We start from the raw sequence: 22,642 nt of genomic DNA on the forward strand, positions 1-22,642 counted from the left end.
CCCGGCCCGGCTGATCGTGAGCGCTCGGGCCGGCCGATTCCGCGCGCCCTAGCCGGCTGATCGCGTGCTCGCCCACCTGATCGGGCGCCCAGCTTGGCTGGTCCCGTGCTCGGCCTGGCTCATCGCGCGCCCGGCTTGGCTGATCGCGTGCTCGCCCAGCTGGGCGATCGCCCAACTGGGCTGGTCGCGCGCTCGGTCTGGCTGGTCTCGTGCCTGGCCTGGCTCACCCCGCGTCCGGGTCCGCCGCGTCCGACCCATGCTCGGCGGTCTTCGCGCTCGGTTCGGCGGCCGACCTGGTCAGCACGGCTACTGACGTCGGCCGCTGTGCAGGCGACGTCGCCGGCTCCGCGGTCGGTGCGCTGACTGGTTGGGCCGGGGCTGGGGAGGGCGACGCCGGCTGCTCGATCGGCACGAAGAAGCCCTTGATGGCTGGGCCGAGGGCGCCGATGCGGTTCATTTTCTTCGGGACGGCCCAGCCGGCGTACGGCAGAGGGTCGGCCCCGTTCAGGGGCTGGTGGATTTCGGCGAAGCCGCCTGAGGGGAGGCGGCGGATGATGCCGGTTTCGACGCCGTGGGCCAGCACCTCGCGGTCGTGCTGCTGGAGGCCGAGGCACAGGCGGACGGTGAGCCAGTAGGCGAGGGGCGGCCCGAGCAGCAGGCCGAAGCGGCCGGCCCAGGTCATCGCGTTGAGGCTGAGGTGGAACTTGTCGGCGATGACGTCGTTGCCGCCGGAGAGGGTGGCGATCAGGAAGAACGTGAACGCCATGACGCCGACCCCGGTGCGCTGCGGCACGTCGCGTGGTCTTTGCAGCAGGTTGTGCCGGGCGTAGTCGTGTTTCCAGCGGCGCTCGATGAACGGGTACGCCCCGGCCGCGGTCAGCATGGCGCCGAGTGCGACCACGCCCGGCCAGAAGATCGGCGGTATCGAGTAGCCGTCGCCGATCGGGATCGTGATCTGCCAGGCCGGCATGAGGCGCACCAGGCCGTCGAGAAACATCACATACCAGTCGGGCTGGCTGGCTGATGAGACCTCGGATGCGCGGTAGGGGCCGAAGAGCCAGATCGGGTTGATCTGGAACAGGCCGGCCATCATCGCGACCACCCCGAACACGGTCATGAACAGGCCGGCCTGCTTGAAGACGTAGCGGGGGAAGAAGCGTTCGCCGACCACGTTGCGCTCGGTGCGGCCCGGGCCCGGCCACTGGGTGTGTTTCTGGGTGAACACCAGGCCGACGTGGACGACGATCAGGGCGAGCAGGAGCGCGGGCACCAGCAGCACGTGCAGGATGAAGAACCGGCCGATGATCTCGTGGCCGGGGAACTCGCCGCCGAACAGGGCCGCCGACGCCCACGTGCCGATGACCGGGATCGACAGGATGATGCCGGAGGCGATGCGCAGGCCGGTGCCGGACAGGCCGTCGTCGGGCAGCGAATAGCCGGTGAAGCCCTCGAGGAAGCCGAGCAGGAACAGGCTCACGCCGATGATCCAGTTGGCCTCGCGGGGCTTGCGGAAGGCGCCGGTGAAGAACGTGCGGGCCATGTGGATGACGATCGACGCCATGAACAGCAGGGCCGCCCAGTGGTGCATCTGCCGCACGAAGAGGCCGCCGCGGACCTCGAACGACAGTTGGAGCGTCGAAGCGTACGCCCGGGAGACGGGGACCCCGCGGAGCGCGGGGTAGGCACCGTTGTAGGTGACTTCTTTCATCGACGGGTCGAAGAAGAGCGTCAGGAAGACGCCGGTGATCAGCAGGACGATGAACGAGAACAGCGCCAGCTCGCCGAGCAGGAACGACCAGTGGTCGGGGAAGACCTTGTTGAGGATGCCCCGCAGGGGCGTCGCGACCTGGTAACGCTCGTCGACGCCGACCGCCAGCCGGCGTCCTGTCCTTCGCGGCTTCATGTGCACAGGACACCTGGGCGGCCGTCGATGTGACACGGTGTGGTCCGGGTCACATGTCACGCCGGGCGAGGCCGGCTCGTCCGGTACGCATGAGCCTTCAAGCAAAGCGTGTCGTCGTCCTGGTGCTGGCGATCTCCGCCGCCGTGGTCGGCGTGTGGGCGGCGGCGTTCCCGATGTCGTTCTACACCGATTTCCCGTCCCCCGGGCGCTACTGGGTCTCGACGCTCGGGCCGTACAACGAGCATCTGGTCCGCGACGTCGGCGGCCTCTATCTCGCCCTGCTGGTGCTCAGCCTCTATGCCTGGCGCCGCCCGACCGTGCAGGCGGTGCGGACGACGGGCGCCGCCTGGCTGATCTTCAACGCCGAGCACTTCCTGTGGCACATGCTGCACCTCGGGATGTTCCCCACGTTCGACAAGATCGGTAATGCGATCAGCCTGGGCGGCGTCCTCGTGCTGTCGATCCTTCTTCTGCTGCCCGACCGGTCAGCGGACGCGCCAGGCGTCCCGCAGCTTGACCCGGGCGCCGCTGCGCAGGACGGCGTTGCGGTAGATGCGCGCGGAAAGCCACAGCAGTAGCGGAATGATCACGACCATGCCGGCCACCGACACGACCGCCTGCCACGCCGGCACCACCCCCAGGGCCAGCCGCACCGGCATCAGCGTCGGCGCGAACACCGGTATCAGCGACAGCATCGCCACCAGCCCCGACCCCGGGTTCGAGGGCAGGATCGAGATGCCGATGACGTAACCGATGATCAGCAGCATCAGCACCGGGGTGACCGCGGACGCCACCTCCTCCTGCCGGGAGACCAGCGAGGCCACCGCGGCGAAGGCGAACGCGTAGGCCGTGTATCCGAGCAGGAACCACACGACCAGCCAGACGATGGTGCTGACCGCCGCGGTGAGGTGCAGGTGCAGCGCCCCGGTCGCGGTGCCGGCCACCACCCCGGAGGCCGCGATGATCGCGACCTGGATCAGCCCGACCGTGCCGAGGCCGACCACCTTGCCGATCATCAGCTGCCAGGGCCGCACCGTGGCGAGCAGGATCTCGACCACGCGGCTCGTCTTCTCCTCGACCACGCCCTGGGCGACCGCCTGCCCGTTCAGCAGGAGCGCCATGTAGATCAGGACGCTGGTCAGGATGCCGATCAGCAACTGCTGGCTGTCGGCCTTCTTGGGCGGTTCGAGCGCCGAGACCGCCACGCTCGCGGTCCCGACCGCCGCCGCGACCTTGGCCGGGTCGCCGCCGAGCGACGTGACCTGCTGGTCGAGGGTGGCGCGCTGGGCCACCAGCTGGAGCACCGACCGCAGGCCCTCGTCGAGCTCGCTCTTGACCACCACCTGCACCGGGGCGCCGCTGCCGGTGAGAAGTGCGTCGAGCTTGCCGTCGCGTACCTGCTGGCGGCCGGCCGCCTCGTCGACCGCGTGGATGCGGACGTTGAACTGGATCGACTCGGCGGTCGTGGTGACCACGCCGGCCAGCGGACCCGCGCCGGGGGTGACGCCGACGTCCTGATAGTCCGGTCCGTTGCCGGCGACCTTCGAGATCAGCGCGATGCCGACCAGGATGACCACGCTGATGAGGGTCGCGATGCGGAAGACCTTCGACCGCAGCCGCGTGACGATCTCGCGGCCGGCGATCAGGCGGATGACACTCATGCTGTCTCACCATCCAATGCGGCGACGAGGTGGCGGAAGAGGTCGGTCAGCGACGGGCGGACGTGGGCGAACTCGTGCACCGGCCCGGTGGCCAGCGCGGCCCGGAGCACGACCTGGTCGTCGGCGCTGGGATCGAGGGCGAGCCGGGTCGCATCCCCGGAGGAACCGAGAACGGTCACCCCGGGCAGGGAGGATGCCCACCCCGGTGGGGCACCCGGCGCGCGTACGACCAACTCGTCCCGCCCGCCGGCCCGCAACTCGTCGACCGTGCCCGCCGCGGCCATCCGCCCCTGCCGCACGATGCCGACCCGGTCGCACAGCCGCTCGACCAGGTCGAGCTGGTGGCTCGAGAACATCACCGGCACGCCCGCGTCGGCCCGTTCCCGCAGCACCGCGCTCATCACGTCGACCGCGACCGGGTCGAGCCCGGAGAACGGCTCGTCGAGCACCAGGATGTCGGGCTCGTGCACCAGCGCCGCCCCGAGCTGGACCCGCTGCTGGTTGCCGAGCGACAGCTTGATCACGTCGTCGTTGCGGCGGCTCGCGATGCCGAGCCGCTCGGTCCACGCGTCCGAGGCCTTGCGCGCCTCGGCCGCGGTGAGCCCGTGGAGGCGGGCCAGGTAGGCCAGCTGTTCGCCGCACCGCATGCGGGGGTAGAGCCCGCGTTCCTCCGGCATGTAGCCGATGCGGCGGCGGGTGTCGAGGTTGAGCGCCTGGCCGTCCCACCGCACCGAGCCCGCGTCGGCCTCGAGCACGCCGAGGACGATCCGCATCGCGGTGGTCTTGCCGGCGCCGTTGCTGCCGACCAGACCGAAGATCTCGCCGGCGTGGACCTCGAAGGTGATGTCGTCGAGGGCCACGGTGTGGCCGTACCGCTTGCTGACCCGGTCGATCTCCAACTGGCGAGTCGTCATTTGGTGTCCCACCCCGTTTCGCTCCGTTGGAAATGTGATATCACTATGATAGAAGCGGGGCAACCCCGCACGAGGGGAGTGGCAGCGATGATCACCGAGACCGCGTACAGCGAGCGCCGCACCGACGGGGCAGCCGGCATACCGATCCTGCTCGGCGCCATCGCCGGGATCATCGTCGGCACAGTGCTGCTCATCATGGCCAACCCGGTCACTGTCGCGCTCGGCATCCTGCTGCTGATCGTGGCCGTTCTCGGGTTGCGCGGGCTGACCCAGGTCGCCCCCGGCCAGGCGCGGGTCGTCCAGCTTCTCGGCCGTTACACCGGCAGCATCCGGCAGACCGGGCTGCGGTTCGTCAACCCGTTCACCACCCGGCGGCCGGTCTCGACCCGCATCCGCAACCACCAGACCGAAGTCACCAAGGTCAACGACTCCGACGGCAACCCGATCGAGATCGCCGCGGTCGTGGTCTGGCAGGTGAGCGACACCGCCAAGGCGGTCTTCGAGGTCGACTCGTTCGAATATTTCGTGGCGATCCAGGCCGAGACCGCGGTGCGGCACATCGCGAACAGCTATCCCTACGACGCCCACGAGGACACCCAGGTCTCGCTGCGCGACAGCACCGACGAGATCACCCGGAAACTGGCCGAGGAGATCGGCGCCCGGGTCGCTCCGGCCGGCGTCACCGTCGTCGAGGCCCGCCTGTCGCACCTCGCCTACGCGCCCGAGATCGCCCAGGCGATGCTGCGGCGCCAGCAGGCCAATGCCGTGGTGGCCGCCCGCCAGCGGATCGTCGAGGGCGCGGTCGGCATGGTCGATCTGGCACTGACCCGGCTCTCCGAACAGTCCATCGTGGACCTCGACGAGGAGCGCAAGGCGGCCATGGTCTCCAACCTGCTGGTCGTGCTCTGCGCCGATCGCGATACCCAGCCCGTCGTCAACACGGGCACCCTCTACCACTGACCGGCCCATGGCGGAACGTAAAAGCATTCTGCTGCGCCTCGACCCGGCCGTGCACGACGCGCTGGCCCGGTGGGCGGCCGACGAACTGCGGAGCACCAACGCGCAGATCGAATATCTGCTGCGCAAGGCCCTCCAGGGCGACGGCCGGCTGCCCGCCGAGGCCAAGAAGATGCGCCGCCCCGGCCGCCCGCGCACCGAAGAGGCGGACGAGACCTGAGCCGGCCGTGGCTGCGTCCGGGTGGCTGCCCGCGCTCCGGGGACCGTGCCGTCGATGCCGATCGGCCGCCTGCCGGCTATGAGCCGGTCTCATCGGCCGCCGATTAACCAGATTAATCGGCGGCCCGCGAACCATAGATCGGGATCTTACGGCTGATATGCCCCGAGACGATCAAAAGAATTCACAGATTAGTTGCATTCATTTGCGGGGATGACATACTCGTGCCACGACGGCGCGTCTCACCCCCGGAGGACCGATCGTGGCGCTCGAAGCGGCAGTCCCTGAGCCCGACGACCATCGATACCGCCCGGGCTACGAGCTCGCCGCCGAGAAGCTGTTGATGCACATCGCCGAGCAGAACCTGCGCCCCGGCGACCGCCTGCCCACCGAGCAGGGCCTGGCCGAGATCCTCGGCACCACCCGCAACGTCACCCGCGAGGCGGTCAAGGTGCTCGCCGCGATCGGCCGTCTCACCGTCCGCCGCGGCGCCGGCATCTTCGTCGCCGCGGCCGGCACCACCCGCGCCGACGACGAGCTGGCGCACTACCAGCCCACCGACATGGAGCATGTGCTGATGCTCCTCGACTACCGGCGGGTCGTGGAGTCCGAGACGGCGTGCAAGGCCGCCACGACCGCGACCCCGATCGAGCTCCGCGCGATCCGCGAGACGGCCGACGAATCGGCCCGGGCCGGGGCCCTCGGCGACGTCCACGCGTTCGGCCGGGCCGACGAGCAGTTCCACCACGCGGTCGCGATCGCCGCGCACAACCTCTTCTTGCAGTCGGCGGTGGCGACCGTCCGGCGGTTCGCCGCCCAGAGCGACGTGCTGCTCTTCCACGGCGACGCCCCGGGCTCGCTCGAGGCGGCCGGCCGGCAGCACGTGGCGATCGCGGCCGCGATCGCCGACGGCGACCCCGATCGGGCGACCGACCTGATGGCCGAGCACGTCGCCACGACGCAGCGGCAGTTCGAGCGGCGCATCCGCAACCGCCTGTTCAACCCCCACCCCTGATCTTCCGCTGACGAGACGGCGGACCCACGACGGGTCCCGCCGCACTGCTCCCTGCCCAAAAGCTGCCGCTGCCCAAAAGCTGCCCCCTGCCCCAAAGCTGCCCCGTGCCCCAAAGCTGCCCCCTGCCCAAAAGGAGCCGCATGAAGATCACGCATGTCGAGTCGTTCCGGGTCCCCGTGCCCGCCGCCGAGCCGCCGTTCCGGTGGCGCCACGGCCTGGCCGGCAGCGCCCCGGCGGCCGAGGGCGGCGTGCTCCGGATCGGCACCGACGAGGGCGTCGAGGGCGTCGCGTTCTTCTCCCGGCCCGGCGCCGCGGTTCTGCTCGACGACCTGGTCGAGAGGGTGTTCCGGCCCGAGCTGATCGGCGCCGACCCGCTGCAGCGCGAATGGCTCTGGCACCGGGTGTGGGAACTCGACCGCATCCACGAGCTGCCGCTGCCCACCCTCGGCCTGATCGACGTGGCGCTCTGGGATCTGGCCGGGCGGCTCCAGCAGTTGCCTACCTGGCGGGTGCTCGGTGGCTTCCGCACCGAGATTCCGGCGTACGCCTCGACCTCGACCTTCGCCTCGACCGAGGAGTTCCTGGACGTCGCCGACCAGGTGCTCGCCCTCGGCTACCGCGCGATCAAACTGCACGCCTGGGGGGACGTCCGCCGCGATGCGGCGCTCGCTCAGGCCGTACGCGACCACGTCGGCCCCGGCCTTCCGCTGATGTACGACGGGTCGGCCGGCTTCGACCTGCCCGACGCGCTGTATCTCGGTCACGCGCTCACCGACGCCGGCTACCTCTGGTACGAGGAGCCGATGCGCGAGTTCAGCGTCACCGCGTACGCCCGCCTCGCGCACGCCGTCGGCGTGCCGCTCCTGGTCGCCGAGACCTCGGACGGCGCCCACATGAACTCGGCCGACTTCATCGCCGCCGGGGCCGCCACCTTCGGCGTGCGGGCGAGCACCACGCTGCGCGGCGGCATCACCGGCGCGATGCGCACCGCCCACCTGGCCGACGCCTACCGCCTGCGGGCCGAGGTGCACGGCTCCGACCTCCCGAATCAGCACCTGTGCATGGCGATTGCCAACACCACCTACTACGAGTCGCTGGTCACCTCGGTCCGCGCGGTGCGCGAGCCGGCGGTCGACGCGAACGGGCTCGTGCACGCGCCGTCCGACCCGGGCATCGCCCTGCCGGCCGGCCTCGACTACCCCTCCGCACTCCAGCCGTATGTTCAACGGAAGGCCCAGATATGAAGCTGAAGCTGTCTCTCATGGCCGCCGCCGGAGCCGCACTCATGGTGGCCGGCTGTGCCAGCGCCACCCCGGCCGCCACGTCCGCCTCGTCCGCTCCCGCGTTCGAGCCGGCGAAGCAGGATCCGGCCGCGACCGTCACGGTCTGGACCGACGCGACGCGCCTGCCGGCGGTGCAGAAATATCAGAAGTCCCACCCCGCCGCCAAGCTCAACATCGTCACCTATGACGGCAGCGCCGACGGGTCGACCTACCTGCAGACGAAGGTGCAGCTGTTCGACCGTACGGGAAACGGCTGGCCCGACGTCGTCTTCGCCTCCCCGACCGATGTGACCTGGGCGGCGCGGCCGACCGGTCCGTCGGCGAAGGCGTTCGCCGCGCCCGTGGACCAACTCGTCGGCAAGTCCGTCCTCGACGGCTTCGCGCCCGGCTCGCTGAGCCCCTGCCAGGCCGCCGGGCACACCTACTGCCTGCGCAACGACATCGCCCAGGTGGTGCTCTGGTACGACAAGTCCTTGATGGACAAGTGGGGCTATCAGGTGCCCACGACCTGGGAGCAGTACCAGGCGCTGGGCCTGAAGGTGGCCCGGGACCACCCGGGTTACGTGATCGGGGCGGTCGGCGACACCAACTCGCAGGAGTCCTACTTCTGGTCGAGCAAGTGCCCGGCCCAGCAGCTGGTCGGCGACAACCAGCTCCGGGTCGACCTGACCGCACCCGAGTGCACCCGGATGGCGAAGCTGCTCGACCCGCTGCTCGCCGCCAAGGCGGTCAGCAGGCAGGGCTTCTTCACCCAGGGCTTCGACGGCGGCAAGGTGCTGATGGCGGTCGGGCCGTCCTGGTACGGGCAGTACCTGTTCAACGCCGCGTTCAAGGTGCCGGCCGGCCGGATCGCCGCCGCGCCGCCGCTGACCTGGGACGCCGACCCGACTCCGGCCACCGGCAACGTGGGCGGCGGCATCTGGATGATCTCGTCGCACAGCACCGCCCTGAAGGCGGCCGAGGACCTCACGACCTGGCTGACCACATCGGACGACAACCTGGCCGGCGCGCCGACCTATCCGGCGTTCGTTCCCGGGGCGAAGGCGTGGCTGGCCAACCCGGTCAACAGGAACTACTTCGCCGCCGACGTCTCGCCGGCCTTCCTGGCCGCCGCCGGTGAGGTCTGGACCGGCTGGTCGAACACGAAGTTCAGCGACGCCACCCCGTGGTCGACCACGGTGCTGCCCGCGCTGACCGCCGGGAAGTCGCTCTCCGACACGCTTCCGGCCTGGCAGACCGCGATCACCCACCAGGCCGAGTCGGTCGGTTATGCGGTCAGCAACAAATGACCTCGACGGAAGTCCGGCCCGTCAAAACCGGGCGGGCCGGTTACCTCTTCGTCGCCGGCTACACGGTCCTGCTGCTGGCGTTCGGTGTCGTCCCGACCGGATATGCCGTCTACCTCGCCTTCACCAACGACCACGGCCAGTTCGTCGGCCTCGGCCAGTTCTCCCGGGTGGCCGGCGACTTCCGGTTCGGGCCGGCGTTCGCGCACATCGCGGTCTACCTCGTGATGTGGCTGGTGCTGGTGATCGTGCTGACCGTGGCGGTGGCGATCCTGCTGCGCGGCCTGGCCCGCCGGAGCGTCTCGGCGCTGCTGCGGTTCCTGTTCTATCTGCCCGGGGCGCTGGCCGGGGTGGCGAGCGTGCTGGTCTGGCTGTTCATGCTCGACCCCAGCGTCAGCCCGGCCTCGTCGCTGCTGTCCGCGCTCGGGCAGGGCAGCTTCGAACAGGTGCTGGCGCCCGGCCACCTGCCGGTCATCCTGGTGCTGATCGCCTTCTGGACCGGGGCCGGCGGCTGGATCGTGGTGATGTACGGCGCCCTCAACAACATCCCGGACGACGTGCTGGAGGCGGCCCGGGTCGACGGGGCCGGCGGCTGGCGTACGGCCTGGAACATCCAGCTGCCGATGATCCGCAAATGGATCGTGTACATGGCGATCCTGGCGTTCGCGGGCGGCACCCAGTTGTTCGTCGAACCCCAGCTGTTGCAGACGGCGAGCCTCCAGCGGATCAGCCCGACCTGGTCGCCCAACCAGTTGGCCTACGTCCTGGCGTTCCAGCACGGCGACTTCAACGGGGCCGCCGCGGTTTCGGTGTTCCTGCTCGTGCTCGGCCTGATCGCCGCCGCCCTGCTGGTGACCCGCTCGGGTCTGTTCAAAGTGGAGGACTGATGGTCCGGGGTCTCGGCAAGAGCCTGGTGCTCGCGATTCTCACCGTCTTCTTCGTCCTGCCGGTGCTCTGGCTGCTGCTGGCGCCGACCAAGACGGCGTTCGACCTGCAGCACCACAACCCGCTCAGCTTCGGGTCGTTCCATCAGGTGGCCACCGCCTGGCGGCACCTCACGGCCTTCCAGGACGGCGTGATCTGGCAGTGGCTGCGCAACTCGGCGGTCTATTCGGTCGGTGCGCTCGTGCTGACCCTGGCGACCGCGGTGCCGGCCGGTTACGGGCTGGCCCTGACCCGGTTCCAGGGCCGCAAGCTGCTGCTGTCGGTCACGCTCGTCGTCATGATCATGCCGAGCGCGGCCCTGGTCCTGCCGATCTTCCTCGAGCTCAACCTGTTTCACCTGATCGGCACGGTCTGGTCGATCGTGCTGCCGTTCTCGTTCTACCCGTTCGGCGTCTACCTGGTCTACATCTACTTCGCGACCAGCCTGCCCCGCGACATCCTGGCCGCCGCCCGCATCGACGGCTGCTCGGAGTGGCAGGTCTTCTCCCGGGTCGCGCTGCCACTGGCCAGGCCGGTCGTCGGACTGGTCGCGTTCTTCAGCTTCGTCGGCAACTGGAACAACTTCTTCCTGCCCTACCTCGTGCTGCCGAGCAGCAGTCAGTTCCCGATCCAGGTCGGGCTCAACCAGCTGCTCTCCTCCACCCCGTCGTTCAACCCGGTGGCGGGCAAGGGCCTCGACATCACCAGCCCCGAACTGGCGCTGGCGATCCTCATCGCGGTCCTGCCCGTACTGGTGCTCTTCCTGTTCTCCCAACGGGCCCTCGTCTCCGGCATGCTCGCCGGCTCGACCAAGGAGTAACGATGCACCGCGTACGCCTGCTGCTGGCTGCCCTGGCAGCCACCGCGACCGTCCTCGGCCCCGGAACCGCGGCCCTGGCCGCGTCTTCCTCTCTCACCGTCTCGCCCGACGGCACGGGCTCGGCCTGCTCCGCCGCCGCGCCCTGCTCCCTCGAGACCGCCCGCTCCTCGGTTCAGGCGGGAGGCCGGGTCGTCCTGACCGGTGGCACCTACCGTCTCACGAAGACGCTGGCCGTCTCCGGACCGGTCACCTACCAGGCCGCGCCGGGCGCCCGTCCGGTGCTCAACGGCGGCCGGCCGGTCACCGGCTGGCACGCGACAACCGGCGGTGTCTGGGCGGCGAGCGTGCCTTCCGGCACGGAGACCCGCCAGCTGTACGTCGACGGCGTGCGCGCCAACCGCGCCGAGGGGCCGGACCCGACCGGCTTCACCCGCACCGCGACCGGATACACCACATCGGACACCACGCTGGCCGGCTGGAAGAACCCCACCGACATCGAGTTCGTCTACAACGTCGGCTGGACCCAGATGCGCTGCGGCGTCGCCGCGGTCTCGGGCACCACGGTCACCATGGACCAGCCCTGCTTCGACAACTCGACCCGCAAGCAGTACGGGGTCAACGCCGACCGCCCCGACCGGGTCGAGAACGCGCGCGAACTGCTGGACCGGCCGGGCGAGTTCTACCTCGACCGGCCCGCGCACACGCTCTACTACATTCCCCGGCCGGGCCAGGATCTGCGCACGGCCGACGTCGAACTCCCGGTCCTGCAGACCCTGCTTTCCGGTACGGGCGCCGGCATCACCGTTCAGGGCCTCTCCTTCGAGTACGCCGGCTGGACCGAGCCGGACGGCCCGGACGGGTTCTCCGAGGTGCAGGCGAACATGCGGCTCACCGGGCCGGACGCGTGGGAGAAGCAGGGCTCGTGCGACCGGTTCTCCAAGACTTCCCCCGGCACCTGCCCGTACGGCAACTGGACGATGACGCCGGGCAACGTGGTCTTCTCCGGTGCCTCCGGACTGCAGTTGCTGGGCAACACCTTCGAGCATCTCGGCGCGGCCGGCCTCCAGCTCTCCGCGGCGAGCGACTCCGTCGTGCGGGGCAATGTCGTCACCGACACGTCGGGCAACGGCATCGAGATCGGTGACGGCACCGGGGTTTCGCTGCCCTCCGGCAACACGATCGACGACAACTGGGTGCATCACGTCGCGGTCGACTACGGCGGTGGCGTCGGCATCTTCCAGAGCTACGCCACGGACGACACGATCGCCCACAACCAGGTCAACGACGTGCCGTACAGCGGGATCAGCTCGAACTGGGGCTGGGGCCGCACGCCCACGGTGTCGTCCGGCGACAAGATCCTGAACAACCTCGTCTTCGACCACATGCAGCAGCACTCCGACGGCGGCGGCATCTACGTGCTCGGCCAGGAAGGCACGTCGCTCGCCGACGGCCTGACGATCAGCGGCAACGTGGTGCGCGACGGCAACAGCGCGGGCGGCGGCCACGCCATCTACACCGACGGCGGCAGCCAGCACATCACGATGACCGGCAACGCGATGTTCGCCAACGGCGTGTTCTCGATGGGCGGCTGCCGGGAGACGGACGGCACCCCGTACGGCGACTTCAGCTACACCGGCAACTACGTCGAGAACCCGGTCCCCGACTGGCCCTGCGGCGATCCGGACAACGCGACCATCAGCAACACCCAGGTCGGGCATGACGGTTCGGGCGTACCGGCCGCGCTGCTGGCGTCCGCCGGGCTCACCCCCGCGTTCGCCGCCCTGAGCGCCGCCCCGGCCGGCTGCGCGCTGCCGGTCAACCTCGCGGCGGGCAAGCCGGCGCAGGCCCAGTTCCTCGACGGCACGCCGGCCCAGCTGCAGCCCGGCACGGTCGTGTCGGCCGCCACCGACTCCTCTTTGGACACCTGGGTGCAGGCGAGCGGCCAGTTCCGCTGGCAGCTGGTGGTCGACCTCCAGCGCGCTCAATCGCTGGGCTCGATGACCGTCAGCTTCCCGCAGCCGCACTTCGCGACCGACTTCCACGTCGACGCTTCCCTTGACGCCACGTCGTGGACGACCGTGGGCACCGTGCACGACAGCGGCTGGGGGACCGTGCCGCTCTCCTTCACGACCCCGGTCAGCGCGCGCTATCTGCGGATCGTCGCCGACAAGCCGGACGACTGGGGGCAGCGCGGCGATCAGATGGCGATCAGCGGCGTCGCCGCGTACGCCTCGAACCTGAAGAATGCCGCCGAGCGCAAGCCGGCGCAGGCTCTGTTCATCGACGGCACGCAGGCCGACATGCAGCCGAACTCGCTGCCCGCCTCGGCGACCGACGGCGACCCGGGCACGTGGGCCCAGGCGACCGGCCGCTTCCGCTGGATCTCCCAGGTCGACCTGGGCCGCCCGGCCTCCGTCAACCTGATCACCCTGCTTCAGCCGGACGACAAGTTCGCCACCGCGTTCCACATCGACGCGTCCCTGGACGGCTCGTCCTTCACCACGGTCGCCCGCCGCCTCGACGCGGGCGGCGGCCTGACCCCGGTCCAGCTCGACAGGCCGGTCTCCGCCCGCTATCTCCGGGTGGTCGCCGACCGCCCGAACGACGGTGGCCAGACCGGCGGCCAGATGGCGGTGGCCGAAATCGGCGCCTACTGACCGGCCGCCCACGCGGCCGGGCCGCGCACCCCTCAGCGCGGCCCGGCCCGGTCACGGATCCGGTGCCTCAGGTGATGGCGGGACTGCGACGTTCGATGAGCACCACGTCGCGCCAGACGCCGTGGTGCCGTCCGATGCGATGCCGGGTGCCGACGGTGCGGAAGCCGCAGGCGGTGTGCAGAGCCAGGCTGGCCGTGTTCTCGGGGAAGATTCCGGATTGGATGGTCCAGATCCCGGCCGCCTCGGTCGATCTGATCAGCTCGTCGAGCAGCATCTGGCCGATGCGCCGGCCGTGCGCGTCGGGGTGGACGTAGACGGAGTGCTCGACGACCCCGGCGTAGACACAGCGGTCGGAGACCGGGCCGCAGGCGACCCAGCCGAGCACCCGGCCGGCCTCGCCGAGCGCGACGAAGCGATGCCCGGGCAGCCGGGCGGCGGTGAACCTGGCCCAGTCGGGTGGCTCGGTCTCGAACGTCGCGTTGCCGGTGGCGATGCCGAGCCGGTAGATGTCGAGGACCGGCCGGGCGTGCCGGTCGGTCATCGGGTGCAGCCGGACCGGGGCAGTCATGTCGATGCCGCGGAAGCGTCGCTGGGGTCGAGGAACTGGGAGAGCCCGGCGAGTTTCTCCGGGTTGGTCCAGTAGTAGACCCAGGTGCCGCGGCGCTCGCAGCCGACCAGGTCGGCCTCGCGCAGCTGCCGCAGGTGGTAGGAGATCGCGGGGCCGGTCAGGTCGAACGCTTCGGTGATCTCGCAGACGCACACGTCATCGCCTCGGCGGGCGGCGATCAGCGACAGCACCCGCAGCCGGACCGGGTCGGCCAGCGCCTTGAACGTGCGGGCCAGATCGGCGGCGCCCTCGGAGGTCAGCGCCTCATTGACCATCGGTTCGCAGCATCCCGGGCTCGGGACCCGCTCTTGTTTAAACACCTCTTTAGGTTGACAGGGCTTCCGGCGGAGCGCAATCTGCCTAAAGACCTCTTTAAGCAGAGAGACGAGGTGTGAGATGTCCCGTGTTCAGCTCGCGCTCCGGGTGTCCGACCTGGAAGCGTCGATCGTCTTCTACTCGAAGCTGCTCGGCGTCGAGCCGGCCAAACTGCGGCCGGGATACGCGAACTTCGCCGTCGAGCAGCCCCCGCTCAAGCTGGTGCTGATCGAGGGCGAGCCCGGCCAGCCGACCGTGATGGACCACCTCGGCGTCGAGGTGTTCAGCGAAGGCGAGGTCGCCGCGGCAACCGGCCGGCTGCAGCAGGCCGGCCTGTTGACCGTCGAGGAGAACGACACCTCCTGCTGCTACGCGGTGCAGGACAAGGTGTGGGTGCACGGCCCCGGCGAGGAACCGTGGGAGGTGTATGTCGTGAAGGGCGACGGCGACCGGCTGGCCAAGGCCGCCGACGGGCCGTGCCGCTGCGGCGAACCGGAACCGGTCGCCGCGACCAGCACCTGCTGCTGATCGGCCGGCCCGGCACGCTCAGGCGCGGCCGCCGTTGAGTGGCAGGTCGATGCCGTTGGCCATCGGGTTCTCGAGCAGGAACAGGCACGCGTCGACCACGTCCCGCATGCGGGCCAGCCGGCCGACCAGGGTGACGTGGCGGACCGGGTCGAGCATCGAGGTGTTGCCGGCCCAGTACGGGCTGTCCTCGATCGCCCACGTGTGGATCGAGTTGACGCGGACCGGGGCCAGCTCGATCGTCAGCGTGCGGACCAGGCCGACGACCGAGGCGTTCACCGCGGACAGGGTGGTCGAGCCGGGGTACGGATAGTCCTTGGCGGCGCCGCCGAACAGCAGGACCGAGGCGTCCGTGGTCAGCCGGGTGCGCAGGGCGCTCACCACGGCCGCGTTGCCGACGATCTTCGTCGTGGCCAGTTCGGTCGCGGTGACGATGTCGTACTCGTGGACGGTGTTCTGGTCGCGCACCATGCCGACCAGCGCGACCCGGTCGACCCGCGGCACCGCCTCCAGCGCGGCCTCGATCTCGGCCGGCTTGGTCAGGTCGAGCGCAAGACCGGTCACCGAACCGCCGATCTCGGCCGCCACCCGCGCGGCGTCGTCCTTGGACCGGCCGGTGATGATGACGTCGGCGCCGCGGCGGGCGTATTCGGTGGCCAGTTCGCGGCCCGTCCCACGGGTCGCACCGACGACGAGAACTGTTGTCATGCGCCGAGCCTGGCACAGCCGGTCCGGAGCGCTGTCACCGGTATTCGGGGTTGGCGAAGGCGGCCTCCGGACCGCCCGAACCGCGGTGGCCTCGCCGATCCAGCCCGCGGCCCGGCCCGGCCACCGGCTCTTACGAGACCGCGGGCCGGGCCGCGCCGAGCAGCGCCGACCTCTCGGTGTCGGCGCTCACGACCAGCGACAGGCCGCCGCCGAGGCCTTCCTCCAGCGGCCCGCCGATCGCTTCCCACGCGCCGGTCATGCCGCCGCCGGCCACCAGCACGGTCGCGCCGAACCGCCGCAGCCACGGTGCGAGCGCCGCGCCGAGCTTGCGGAAGGCCCAATCCAGAACCAGGCGCGCCCTCGCGTCGCCGGTCACCGCCCGTGCGGCGACCTGCGCCACGTCGATTCCCGGTTTTCCGTACGCGGTGAGGACGCCCCGGGTCGACGCTATCTGCTCGAGGGGACGGCCGTCGATCGTGAGCAGGTCGGCCCGGCCCTCCGGCGGGACTTCGGGGCCGGACGTGACCGGTACGCCGTACGCGAGGAAAGCGGAACCGACCCCGGTGCCGAGGGTGATCGCGGCCGCCCGGTCGTGGCCGGAGGCCGCGCCGAAGGCCCACTCGCCGAGTCCGAAAGCGATCGCGTCGTTGAGGAACCGCAGGGCGGCCGGAGGTGGCGTGATGCGGGCGCGCAAGGCGGCGCCGACGTCGACGCCGTCGAGGGCGTCGAACTTGCCGACGTCGCGATACCGGCCGATGCCCGCGGCGTAGTCGAAAGGGCCGGGGAGGGCGACACCCCAGGTCGCGCCGGCGGGTGCGCCCAGCCGGGTGGCGCAGGCGGCGATGGCGGCCAGCGTCTCCTCGGCCGGCAGCCGGCGTCTTTCGCGCCGGACCAGATCCGGCCCGTCGGCCGGCAGCCGGCGTCTTTCGCGGCGGACCAGATCCGGCCCGTCGGCCAGGGCGGCAGTGACGTGCGAGCCGCCGATCTCCAGCACCGGGATCACGGGTGGTCCACGATCCGGGTCGGGACGACCACGCGCTGCCGGGTGCCGGACCGCTCGAAGAGCAGCCTCGCCGCCGCCCGGCCGACCTCGGCGGCGTCGTAGGCCACCACGCTGAGCGGCAGCTGGAGCAGGTCGGCCACCTCGATGTCGTCGAAGCCGGCCAGAGCCACCGGATGGTCGCGCGCCGCTCGCAGGGCGCCGATCGTGTTCCGGTTGTTCGCGGTGATCAGCGCGGTCGGCGCATCGGGCCGGGCGAGCAGCTCCCGGGCGGCCTTCTCGGCCGCCCGGACATCGCCGCGGTGCCGGCGCACCCAGCGCTCGTCGAGCGTCAGCCCGGCGTCCTCCAGCGCGGCGGCGTAACCCCGGTAGCGCTCCGAGCCGGTCCAGAGCGCGGGCGGCAGGCCGAGAAAGCCGATCCGCTCGTGTCCGCGTCCGATCAGGGTGCGGCACGCCTCGTAGGTGCCGCCGAAGTCGTCGACCAGCACGCAGTCGGCGTCGATCCCGCGCGGCGGGGTGGCGGCCAGGACGACCGGGAGCCCGGTCAGGTGCCGGTGGTCGTTGCCGGCCGGCACCACCACGAGCCCGGCCAGGTGGCGGGCGGCCATGCTCCGCACCAGCTCCCGCTCCCGCCCGGGGTCGCCGTTGGAGCTCGCCACCACCAGGCCGGTGCCGCGGGCGGTCGCGACGTCCTCCACCCCGACCGCGAGCTGGGCGTAGAAGGGGTTGGCCAGGCCGGTCACGATCAGGCCGGCCAGCTCGTCCGGCTCGCCGCTGCGCAGCCGGCGGGCCAGGTCGTTGGGCCGGTAGCCGGCCTCGGCGACCGCCGCCAGCACCCGCTGCCGGGTGTCCTCGGAGATGCCGTCGTCGCCGCGGATCGCCCGGGAGACGGTCATCGCGCTGACACCCAGCCGGGCCGCGATGTCGCGCATGGTCACGGCGTCACCTGGGCCTTGACCAGGCGGGCGCGTCCACCGGAGGAGGTGATGGTGTAGGCCCCGACGGCGGCCGGGATCGCGATGGTCTCGGCGTAGTTGAGCGGATGCCCGCTGATGTCGACCCGCTCGCCCTCGACCAGCGTGAGCACGTGGAAACGACCGCCGGTGTCCTGCCGGTGCTCCCTTCCGGGCTCCACGGTCAGGCGCCGCACCTCGAAGAACATCTCCGGCAGGGCGCCGATCAGCTCCTCGCCGCCGCCCAACACCACCGGCCGGGGCACGAGCCGCTCGGCGACCGCGGCCCCGGTCCGCCCCGGGTCGAGATTGCGGAACGCGTGACCGACGTGCACCGGCCGCTGCCCGCCCCGCCGGTCCTTCCGCAGCCAGTCATAGAACCGCAGCGAATAGAGGTACGGCGTGGCGCTCACCTCGAGCACCACGTTGCCCTCGCCGCTGCCGTGCGGGGTGCCGGCCGGGATAAGGAACAGCTGATGCGGGGTGGCCGGAAACGTCTGCACGAAGTCGGTCATCTCGAACGGAACCGCCTCGGTGTCGGCCCGGTGCGCGACCTCGTGAAACTTCTCGATGTCGGCGCCCTCCCGCAGCCCGAGAAATACCCGGTTCCGCTCGCCGCCGACCATCATGTAGTAGGTCTCGTGCTGCGTGTAAGGCCAGCCGAAAACCTCCCGCATGTAGTCCGCCTGAGGGTGACAGTGGACGGACAGGTTCCCGCCGCCGACGGTGTCGAGATAGTCGAACCGGATCGGAAACGACGTGCCGAAATCCCGGTGCACCGCGGGTCCGAGCAGTTCGGCCGGGGAGAGGGCGACAATCAGCTGAAAGGGCACCTCGACGCGGTCGGTGCCGCCGACGAGGACGCCGCTCTCGGGCGCGATCAGCTCATAGCCGAGCGCGGTGTTGGAGCCGCCGGGGTGGTGGCCGAGCTGGTGACGGGCCCACTGACCGCCCCACGTGGTGCTGTTGAAGGTGGGGCGGGTGCGGTGCGGCCTGCGGGCGAGGTCGCGGCAGGTGGCCCGCAGGCTTTCCCCGGCCAGCCAGGTGGGCCGGTCCGGGTCCTGGGTGTCCAGCCAGAGGTCGATGTACGCGGCGTGCTCGTCGCGGTGCCGGTCGAGCAGGGGCCAGTCGATGTAGAAGAGGCGCTTGGTGGTGGCGGTCTCCCCGGGCGGCGCCATCAGATTGCGACCGCGCCCGGCGACGACTTCCGCCTCGGCGAAGCGCTTGGGCAGATCAGCCCACCACAGCACATCAACATCAACGCCGGCGGCATCGTCTCGGCCCAGCCCGTCGGGGCCGGCGGTGGCGTCTCGGCCCGGCTCATCGACGCCGGCCGCACTGTTTCGGCCAAGCTCATCGCCGGCGGCTGCGTCTCGACCCGGCCCGGCGGGGCCGGCGGCATCGTCTCGGCCCGGGTCGCCGGCGCCGGCGGAGCTGTCTTGGCTCAGTCCGGCCTGGCCGGCGACCGCCGCGGCACCAGGGCCAAACACGATGCGGAGGCTGCCGGGCTCCGGTGGCAATGCGGGTAGCCGGCTCCGGTCGAGCAGCGCGGCGAGCGTGCCGCCCGCCAAGGTCTCGAAGTCGGGGTCGTCGGCGAGCGCGGGGGAGCGGGTCAACCGCTGCACCTCCGGCCACGGGAGCGCGGCCTCGCGCATGTCAATCAACTCGACCCGCCCCCACGCCGGAGGCGCGGAGGTGGTCTGGTCGGTGACCGGCGCCTCCGAGTCGGAGGCGAGGCGGCTCGTGAGCAGTGACCTGAGCTCGGAGGCGACCCGGTCCCAGTCGAGGACGGCTGGGCCGTCGATCGCGAGCGTGCGCAGTGTGGCCGGCAGGGTGGCGACGGCGGGGGCCCAGCCGCGCCCGACCGAGCCGTCGACGGGCGAGTAGTGCGGGGTGGCGTCGTAGGGCACGCCGCGAACGTTACCGATAACGTCCGCTCAGGCCAAGACTGGAGCCGTTACCGATAACGGTGAGCCTGGGCGTCGTGCTCCGGATCGGGATTGACGCGATTGCGCCGGACCGTCGACAGCCCGAACAGGGCGATCGCCCCATAGACCACCAGCTGCACCAGGAAGCCGCCGGGCAGGTGTCGCAGGGCGCCGGGATCCTGGCTGATCACCAGCCGGATCACGCCCTGCGCCCCGATCGCCAACAGCATCAGGCCCAGAATCAGCAGTGCGATCTGTCGCACGCTCATCGCCCCCTCCGGCCGATCCCGCCGAGCGTAGGCCGCGCGGAACCCCCGCGCGGCCGGTTCGCCGGAATGGATACCCGGACCGAAAGCCCGAGGGAAAGTCCGGGCCGACCGCCCAGGCGGCCCGGGACGGAAAGCCGCGGCGGGCGGGGGGACGGAAGGCCGGGACGGTCGGGGGACGGAGGGCCGGGGCGGCCGGGGGACGCAAGGTCCAAGCAGGCCTGGACGCGAGGTCCGAGCAGGCCCGGACGCAGGGCCCGAGCGGGCCCGGACGCAACGCCCGAGCAGGCCCGGCCAGGCCCGGACGGAAAGCCCGACCAGGCCCGGAGGAAAGCCCGACCAGGCCCGGAAATCAGCGCTCGCCGCGGGCCCGGGCGTACTTGGCGCGGAACTTCTCGACCCGGCCGGCGGTGTCGAGGAGGCGGCTGCGGCCGGTCCAGAACGGGTGGCTGCCGGCCGAGATCTCGACGTCGACGACCGGATAGATCTGCCCGTCGTCCCACTCGATCGTCTTCGAGCTCACGGCGGTCGACCGCGTCAGGAACTGGTAGCCCGCGCTGCGGTCACGGAACACGACATTGCCGTACGCCGGGTGAATGTTCTTCTTCACGGTGACCCCTTAATGGAAACGAGTTTCATCCCGGGTAACCGTGTGGGAAGCCGCCGCATTCCCCGTTTCAGCCCAGCAGATGTGGGCGCTGCCACTCCTCCCCGCGCACGTGGTGGGCGAGGAACGCGAGCACCGTTTCGTACCAGACGCGCGCGTTGCCCGGCTTGAGGATCCAGTGGTTCTCGTCCGGGAAGTAGAGAAACTTGTGCGGGCTCGACGCCTTCGACCGGGACAGCAGGTCCCACCACAGCCGCAGCCCCTCGCCGATCGGCACGCGGTAGTCCTTGTCGCCGTGGATGACCAGCATCGGCGTCGTGATGGCGTCGGCCGAGCGCTGCGGCGAGTTGTCGGCCAGCCGCTGAACGGTCAGTTCGCGCGTCCAGTAGTCCGGCGCGTCGGTCGTCACCAGGAACTGGTCGAGCGCCCAGAGCGACTCGTGGGTCACGATCGCCTGGAACCGGTCGGTGTGCCCGGCGATCCAGTTCGACATGTAGCCGCCGAACGAGCCGCCCATCGCGGCGGTCCGCGACGCGTCGATGTCGGGTCGCCGGACGGCCGCGTCGGTGATCGTCATCAGGTCGGTGTAGGGCGCGCCGCCCCAGTCGCCCCAGCCCCGCCGCACGAACTCGCGGCCGTAGCCGGTCGACAGCGCCGGATCGGGCAACAGGACGGCGTAGCCGTGCGCCACCGCGATCCACGGGTTCCACCGCCACGACCAGGACTGCCACGACATCAGCGGACCGCCGTGGATCCACAGCAGCAGCGGCGACGGCCCGTCGGCGTCGGCCGGCAACGCCAGCCAGGCGCGGATCACGCTCCCGTCGGCGGCTTCGGCCGAGATCTCCTCCAGCTTTCCGGGTACGGGTGGGGAGCTCACCGGCCCCCGCAGGCGTTCGGCCTCCGCACTCCCGTCGGCCGCGACCCGGACCGGCGCCGGTGGACTGTCGACGGCTCCGCGCAGCGCGTAGATCCAGCGCCCGTCCGGCGAGACCGACACGTCGGTGTACGCCCCGTCGTCGCCGGTCAGCCGCCGCACCGAGCCGGTCGCGACGTCGACCCGCCAGAGTGGTGTGCGCCCCCGGTCGTCGGCCGGCACGATCAGCGCCGACCCGTCCGGCGTCCACCGGGCCGGGCCCTCCGGCCAGCGGTCCCATTCCTCGGCCAGTTCCCGGACCGGTCCGCCCCCGATCGGCACCAGGGCCAGCCGGTTGTCACCCGGATCGTCCGCCGTGGACCGCCGGTAGGCGACGCACGCGACCTGGGTGCCGTCGGGCGAGATCTGCGGCGACCCGTAGTCGTGCTCCGGGTCGTCGGCCAGCGCCCGCCGCGTCCCGGTCGCCACGTCGATCGCGACCAGCGTGGTCCGCATCGACCCGGCCCGCTCGGGGACCCGCCAGGCGGCGACCACCGTCCGCCCGTCCGGCGCCACGTCCCAGTCCGGTTCGACGCCCAGCGCGCCGTCGACCGGCCCGGTGATGTCCCGCAACTCCAGTTCGTCGTCGTCGCCCAGGGGCCCGCTCAGCAGGCGGAGCCGGGCCGGCCCGAGGTCGTGATCCCAGTAGCGCACCGGGAACCCCTCGTGCAGCATCGCCGAGACCCCGGCCTCCTTGCGCTGCTTGCGCAGTTCCTGGTCGGCGTCGCGGTCGTCGGCCGACGGCAGCATCCCCGACGCGGTGACCAGGGTGCCGTCCTTGCCGACGACCACCCCGTCGATCCCGCCGGCCGGCGCGGCGATCACCCGCGAGTCGCCCCCGCCGGCCGGCTGGAGCCACAGCGCGCCCGGCGCGTCGTCGTCCTCGTCGGCGTCCGGCCGGGGCCGCGACGACACGAACAGCAGGTCACCGGCGGGCGTGAACGCGGCCGCCGCCTCGCTCTCGGCGCTGCGGGTCAGCCGCCGGGCCGGCCGTTCCCCCTCCGGGTCGACCTCCCACAGGGCGGTCCGGTATCGCGTGTTGCCGGGATCGGGAGCCGCCACCCCGACGACGAGCCGCCGCCCGTCCGGTGACATCCACAGCCCGCTCACCCGGGGCAGCCGCACGTACGCGTCGAGATCGAAGAAGGCGGTCATCCGGCCTTTCTACCACCGCCCCCGG

21 protein-coding genes and 1 pseudogene are annotated in these 22,642 nt (G+C 71.2%); 10 read left to right on the forward strand and 12 right to left on the reverse strand.

The genetic code is table 11. The annotated features are described in order from the left end of the window. Window positions 1-391 precede the first annotated feature (391 nt). A pseudogene (locus tag AB0M88_RS15600) lies at window positions 392-1,903 on the reverse strand (ubiquinol-cytochrome c reductase cytochrome b subunit); the annotation flags it as partial. An 89-nt stretch (window positions 1,904-1,992) separates the two neighbouring features. Between AB0M88_RS15600 and AB0M88_RS15605 the strand changes: the two are divergent. Next, window positions 1,993-2,481, forward strand: coding sequence for a hypothetical protein (locus tag AB0M88_RS15605; protein WP_364101417.1), 489 nt, complete (start codon window positions 1,993-1,995; stop codon window positions 2,479-2,481). Here AB0M88_RS15605 and AB0M88_RS15610 read toward each other — a convergent pair. Then, entirely contained in the window at window positions 2,389-3,564 is a 1,176-nt protein-coding gene (locus tag AB0M88_RS15610; RefSeq protein WP_364101420.1) for an ABC transporter permease, read from the reverse strand. The genes AB0M88_RS15605 and AB0M88_RS15610 overlap by 93 nt on opposite strands. Next, window positions 3,561-4,478: an ATP-binding cassette domain-containing protein gene (locus AB0M88_RS15615; RefSeq protein ID WP_364101423.1), complete on the reverse strand. Its 918-nt coding sequence runs from the start codon at window positions 4,476-4,478 to the stop codon at window positions 3,561-3,563. Before AB0M88_RS15615 ends, AB0M88_RS15610 begins: the two co-directional genes overlap by 4 nt. A gap of 87 nt (window positions 4,479-4,565) precedes the next feature. Between AB0M88_RS15615 and AB0M88_RS15620 the strand changes: the two genes are divergently transcribed. From AB0M88_RS15620 to AB0M88_RS15655, 8 genes are all read left to right on the forward strand, one after another. Continuing rightward, a complete protein-coding gene (locus AB0M88_RS15620) occupies window positions 4,566-5,438 on the forward strand; it encodes an SPFH domain-containing protein (RefSeq protein WP_364101426.1) in 873 nt (290 codons plus the stop codon). A 7-nt stretch (window positions 5,439-5,445) separates the two neighbouring features. Further along, a complete protein-coding gene (locus AB0M88_RS15625) occupies window positions 5,446-5,655 on the forward strand; it encodes a hypothetical protein (protein ID WP_364101429.1) in 210 nt (69 codons plus the stop codon). A gap of 259 nt (window positions 5,656-5,914) precedes the next feature. Continuing rightward, complete coding sequence (locus AB0M88_RS15630) at window positions 5,915-6,667, forward strand: FCD domain-containing protein (protein ID WP_364101432.1); 753 nt, start codon at window positions 5,915-5,917, stop codon at window positions 6,665-6,667. 140 nt (window positions 6,668-6,807) lie between these two features. After that, entirely contained in the window at window positions 6,808-7,911 is a 1,104-nt protein-coding gene (locus AB0M88_RS15635; RefSeq protein WP_364101435.1) for an enolase C-terminal domain-like protein, read from the forward strand. A 17-nt stretch (window positions 7,912-7,928) separates the two neighbouring features. Next, window positions 7,929-9,239 carry an extracellular solute-binding protein gene (locus tag AB0M88_RS15640; protein ID WP_364101438.1) on the forward strand — a complete coding sequence of 437 codons (1,311 nt, stop codon included), beginning with the start codon at window positions 7,929-7,931 and terminating at the stop codon, window positions 9,237-9,239. Beyond that, window positions 9,236-10,123, forward strand: a complete 888-nt coding sequence (locus AB0M88_RS15645) for a sugar ABC transporter permease (RefSeq protein WP_364101441.1) — start codon at window positions 9,236-9,238, stop codon at window positions 10,121-10,123. Before AB0M88_RS15640 ends, AB0M88_RS15645 begins: the two co-directional genes overlap by 4 nt. Continuing rightward, window positions 10,123-10,980 carry a carbohydrate ABC transporter permease gene (locus AB0M88_RS15650; RefSeq protein WP_364101444.1) on the forward strand — a complete coding sequence of 286 codons (858 nt, stop codon included), beginning with the start codon at window positions 10,123-10,125 and terminating at the stop codon, window positions 10,978-10,980. The genes AB0M88_RS15645 and AB0M88_RS15650 overlap by 1 nt, the downstream gene beginning before the upstream one ends. A 2-nt stretch (window positions 10,981-10,982) precedes the next feature. Beyond that, complete coding sequence (locus AB0M88_RS15655; RefSeq protein ID WP_364101447.1) at window positions 10,983-13,637, forward strand: discoidin domain-containing protein; 2,655 nt, start codon at window positions 10,983-10,985, stop codon at window positions 13,635-13,637. 67 nt (window positions 13,638-13,704) lie between these two features. On the opposite strand, the gene AB0M88_RS15660 is transcribed toward AB0M88_RS15655, so the two are convergent. Further along, window positions 13,705-14,205: an N-acetyltransferase family protein gene (locus AB0M88_RS15660; protein WP_364101450.1), complete on the reverse strand. Its 501-nt coding sequence runs from the start codon at window positions 14,203-14,205 to the stop codon at window positions 13,705-13,707. Next, the gene (locus AB0M88_RS15665; RefSeq protein ID WP_364101453.1) at window positions 14,202-14,519 is read right to left on the reverse strand and encodes a metalloregulator ArsR/SmtB family transcription factor; all 318 of its coding nucleotides are present in this window, start codon (window positions 14,517-14,519) and stop codon (window positions 14,202-14,204) included. The genes AB0M88_RS15660 and AB0M88_RS15665 overlap by 4 nt, the downstream gene beginning before the upstream one ends. A 121-nt stretch (window positions 14,520-14,640) precedes the next feature. On the opposite strand from AB0M88_RS15665, the gene AB0M88_RS15670 reads away from it, so the two are divergent. Then, the gene (locus tag AB0M88_RS15670) at window positions 14,641-15,087 is read left to right on the forward strand and encodes an ArsI/CadI family heavy metal resistance metalloenzyme (RefSeq protein WP_364101456.1); all 447 of its coding nucleotides are present in this window, start codon (window positions 14,641-14,643) and stop codon (window positions 15,085-15,087) included. An 18-nt stretch (window positions 15,088-15,105) separates the two neighbouring features. Here the strand turns inward: AB0M88_RS15670 and AB0M88_RS15675 are convergent, their stop codons facing one another. The 7 genes from AB0M88_RS15675 to AB0M88_RS15705 all read right to left on the reverse strand — a co-directional run bounded on the left by AB0M88_RS15675 (window position 15,106) and on the right by AB0M88_RS15705 (window position 22,617). After that, window positions 15,106-15,792 carry an SDR family oxidoreductase gene (locus tag AB0M88_RS15675; RefSeq protein WP_364101459.1) on the reverse strand — a complete coding sequence of 229 codons (687 nt, stop codon included), beginning with the start codon at window positions 15,790-15,792 and terminating at the stop codon, window positions 15,106-15,108. 130 nt (window positions 15,793-15,922) lie between these two features. Then, on the reverse strand, window positions 15,923-16,795 hold the full coding sequence (locus tag AB0M88_RS15680) for an ROK family protein (protein WP_364101462.1): 873 nt from the start codon (window positions 16,793-16,795) through the stop codon (window positions 15,923-15,925). Beyond that, complete coding sequence (locus AB0M88_RS15685; protein WP_364101608.1) at window positions 16,792-17,724, reverse strand: LacI family DNA-binding transcriptional regulator; 933 nt, start codon at window positions 17,722-17,724, stop codon at window positions 16,792-16,794. Before AB0M88_RS15685 ends, AB0M88_RS15680 begins: the two co-directional genes overlap by 4 nt. Window positions 17,725-17,726: 2 nt before the next feature. Beyond that, entirely contained in the window at window positions 17,727-19,655 is a 1,929-nt protein-coding gene (locus AB0M88_RS15690; RefSeq protein WP_364101465.1) for a hypothetical protein, read from the reverse strand. A gap of 47 nt (window positions 19,656-19,702) precedes the next feature. Further along, window positions 19,703-19,942, reverse strand: coding sequence for a hypothetical protein (locus AB0M88_RS15695; protein WP_364101468.1), 240 nt, complete (start codon window positions 19,940-19,942; stop codon window positions 19,703-19,705). A gap of 349 nt (window positions 19,943-20,291) precedes the next feature. Beyond that, window positions 20,292-20,549, reverse strand: a complete 258-nt coding sequence (locus AB0M88_RS15700; protein ID WP_364101471.1) for a type B 50S ribosomal protein L31 — start codon at window positions 20,547-20,549, stop codon at window positions 20,292-20,294. Window positions 20,550-20,616: 67 nt separating this feature from the next. Further along, on the reverse strand, window positions 20,617-22,617 hold the full coding sequence (locus AB0M88_RS15705) for a prolyl oligopeptidase family serine peptidase (protein WP_364101474.1): 2,001 nt from the start codon (window positions 22,615-22,617) through the stop codon (window positions 20,617-20,619). Window positions 22,618-22,642: the final 25 nt, after the last annotated feature.

It is taken from the genome of Actinoplanes sp. NPDC051411, from assembly GCF_040682075.1.
Classification (GTDB): domain Bacteria; phylum Actinomycetota; class Actinomycetes; order Mycobacteriales; family Micromonosporaceae; genus Actinoplanes.

What these genes read in the sequence shown, in the direction of transcription:
- AB0M88_RS15605 (WP_364101417.1), top strand. Translation starts at nt 1,993, where the DNA reads ATGAGCCTTCAAGCAAAGCGTGTCGTCGTCCTGGTGCTGGCGATCTCC.
- AB0M88_RS15610 (WP_364101420.1), bottom strand. Translation starts at nt 3,564, where the DNA reads ATGAGTGTCATCCGCCTGATCGCCGGCCGCGAGATCGTCACGCGGCTG.
- AB0M88_RS15615 (WP_364101423.1), bottom strand. Translation starts at nt 4,478, where the DNA reads ATGACGACTCGCCAGTTGGAGATCGACCGGGTCAGCAAGCGGTACGGC.
- AB0M88_RS15620 (WP_364101426.1), top strand. Translation starts at nt 4,566, where the DNA reads ATGATCACCGAGACCGCGTACAGCGAGCGCCGCACCGACGGGGCAGCC.
- AB0M88_RS15625 (WP_364101429.1), top strand. Translation starts at nt 5,446, where the DNA reads ATGGCGGAACGTAAAAGCATTCTGCTGCGCCTCGACCCGGCCGTGCAC.
- AB0M88_RS15635 (WP_364101435.1), top strand. Translation starts at nt 6,808, where the DNA reads ATGAAGATCACGCATGTCGAGTCGTTCCGGGTCCCCGTGCCCGCCGCC.
- AB0M88_RS15640 (WP_364101438.1), top strand. Translation starts at nt 7,929, where the DNA reads ATGGCCGCCGCCGGAGCCGCACTCATGGTGGCCGGCTGTGCCAGCGCC.
- AB0M88_RS15645 (WP_364101441.1), top strand. Translation starts at nt 9,236, where the DNA reads ATGACCTCGACGGAAGTCCGGCCCGTCAAAACCGGGCGGGCCGGTTAC.
- AB0M88_RS15650 (WP_364101444.1), top strand. Translation starts at nt 10,123, where the DNA reads ATGGTCCGGGGTCTCGGCAAGAGCCTGGTGCTCGCGATTCTCACCGTC.
- AB0M88_RS15655 (WP_364101447.1), top strand. Translation starts at nt 10,983, where the DNA reads ATGCACCGCGTACGCCTGCTGCTGGCTGCCCTGGCAGCCACCGCGACC.
- AB0M88_RS15660 (WP_364101450.1), bottom strand. Translation starts at nt 14,205, where the DNA reads ATGACTGCCCCGGTCCGGCTGCACCCGATGACCGACCGGCACGCCCGG.
- AB0M88_RS15665 (WP_364101453.1), bottom strand. Translation starts at nt 14,519, where the DNA reads ATGGTCAATGAGGCGCTGACCTCCGAGGGCGCCGCCGATCTGGCCCGC.
- AB0M88_RS15670 (WP_364101456.1), top strand. Translation starts at nt 14,641, where the DNA reads ATGTCCCGTGTTCAGCTCGCGCTCCGGGTGTCCGACCTGGAAGCGTCG.
- AB0M88_RS15675 (WP_364101459.1), bottom strand. Translation starts at nt 15,792, where the DNA reads ATGACAACAGTTCTCGTCGTCGGTGCGACCCGTGGGACGGGCCGCGAA.
- AB0M88_RS15685 (WP_364101608.1), bottom strand. Translation starts at nt 17,724, where the DNA reads ATGCGCGACATCGCGGCCCGGCTGGGTGTCAGCGCGATGACCGTCTCC.
- AB0M88_RS15695 (WP_364101468.1), bottom strand. Translation starts at nt 19,942, where the DNA reads ATGAGCGTGCGACAGATCGCACTGCTGATTCTGGGCCTGATGCTGTTG.
- AB0M88_RS15705 (WP_364101474.1), bottom strand. Translation starts at nt 22,617, where the DNA reads ATGACCGCCTTCTTCGATCTCGACGCGTACGTGCGGCTGCCCCGGGTG.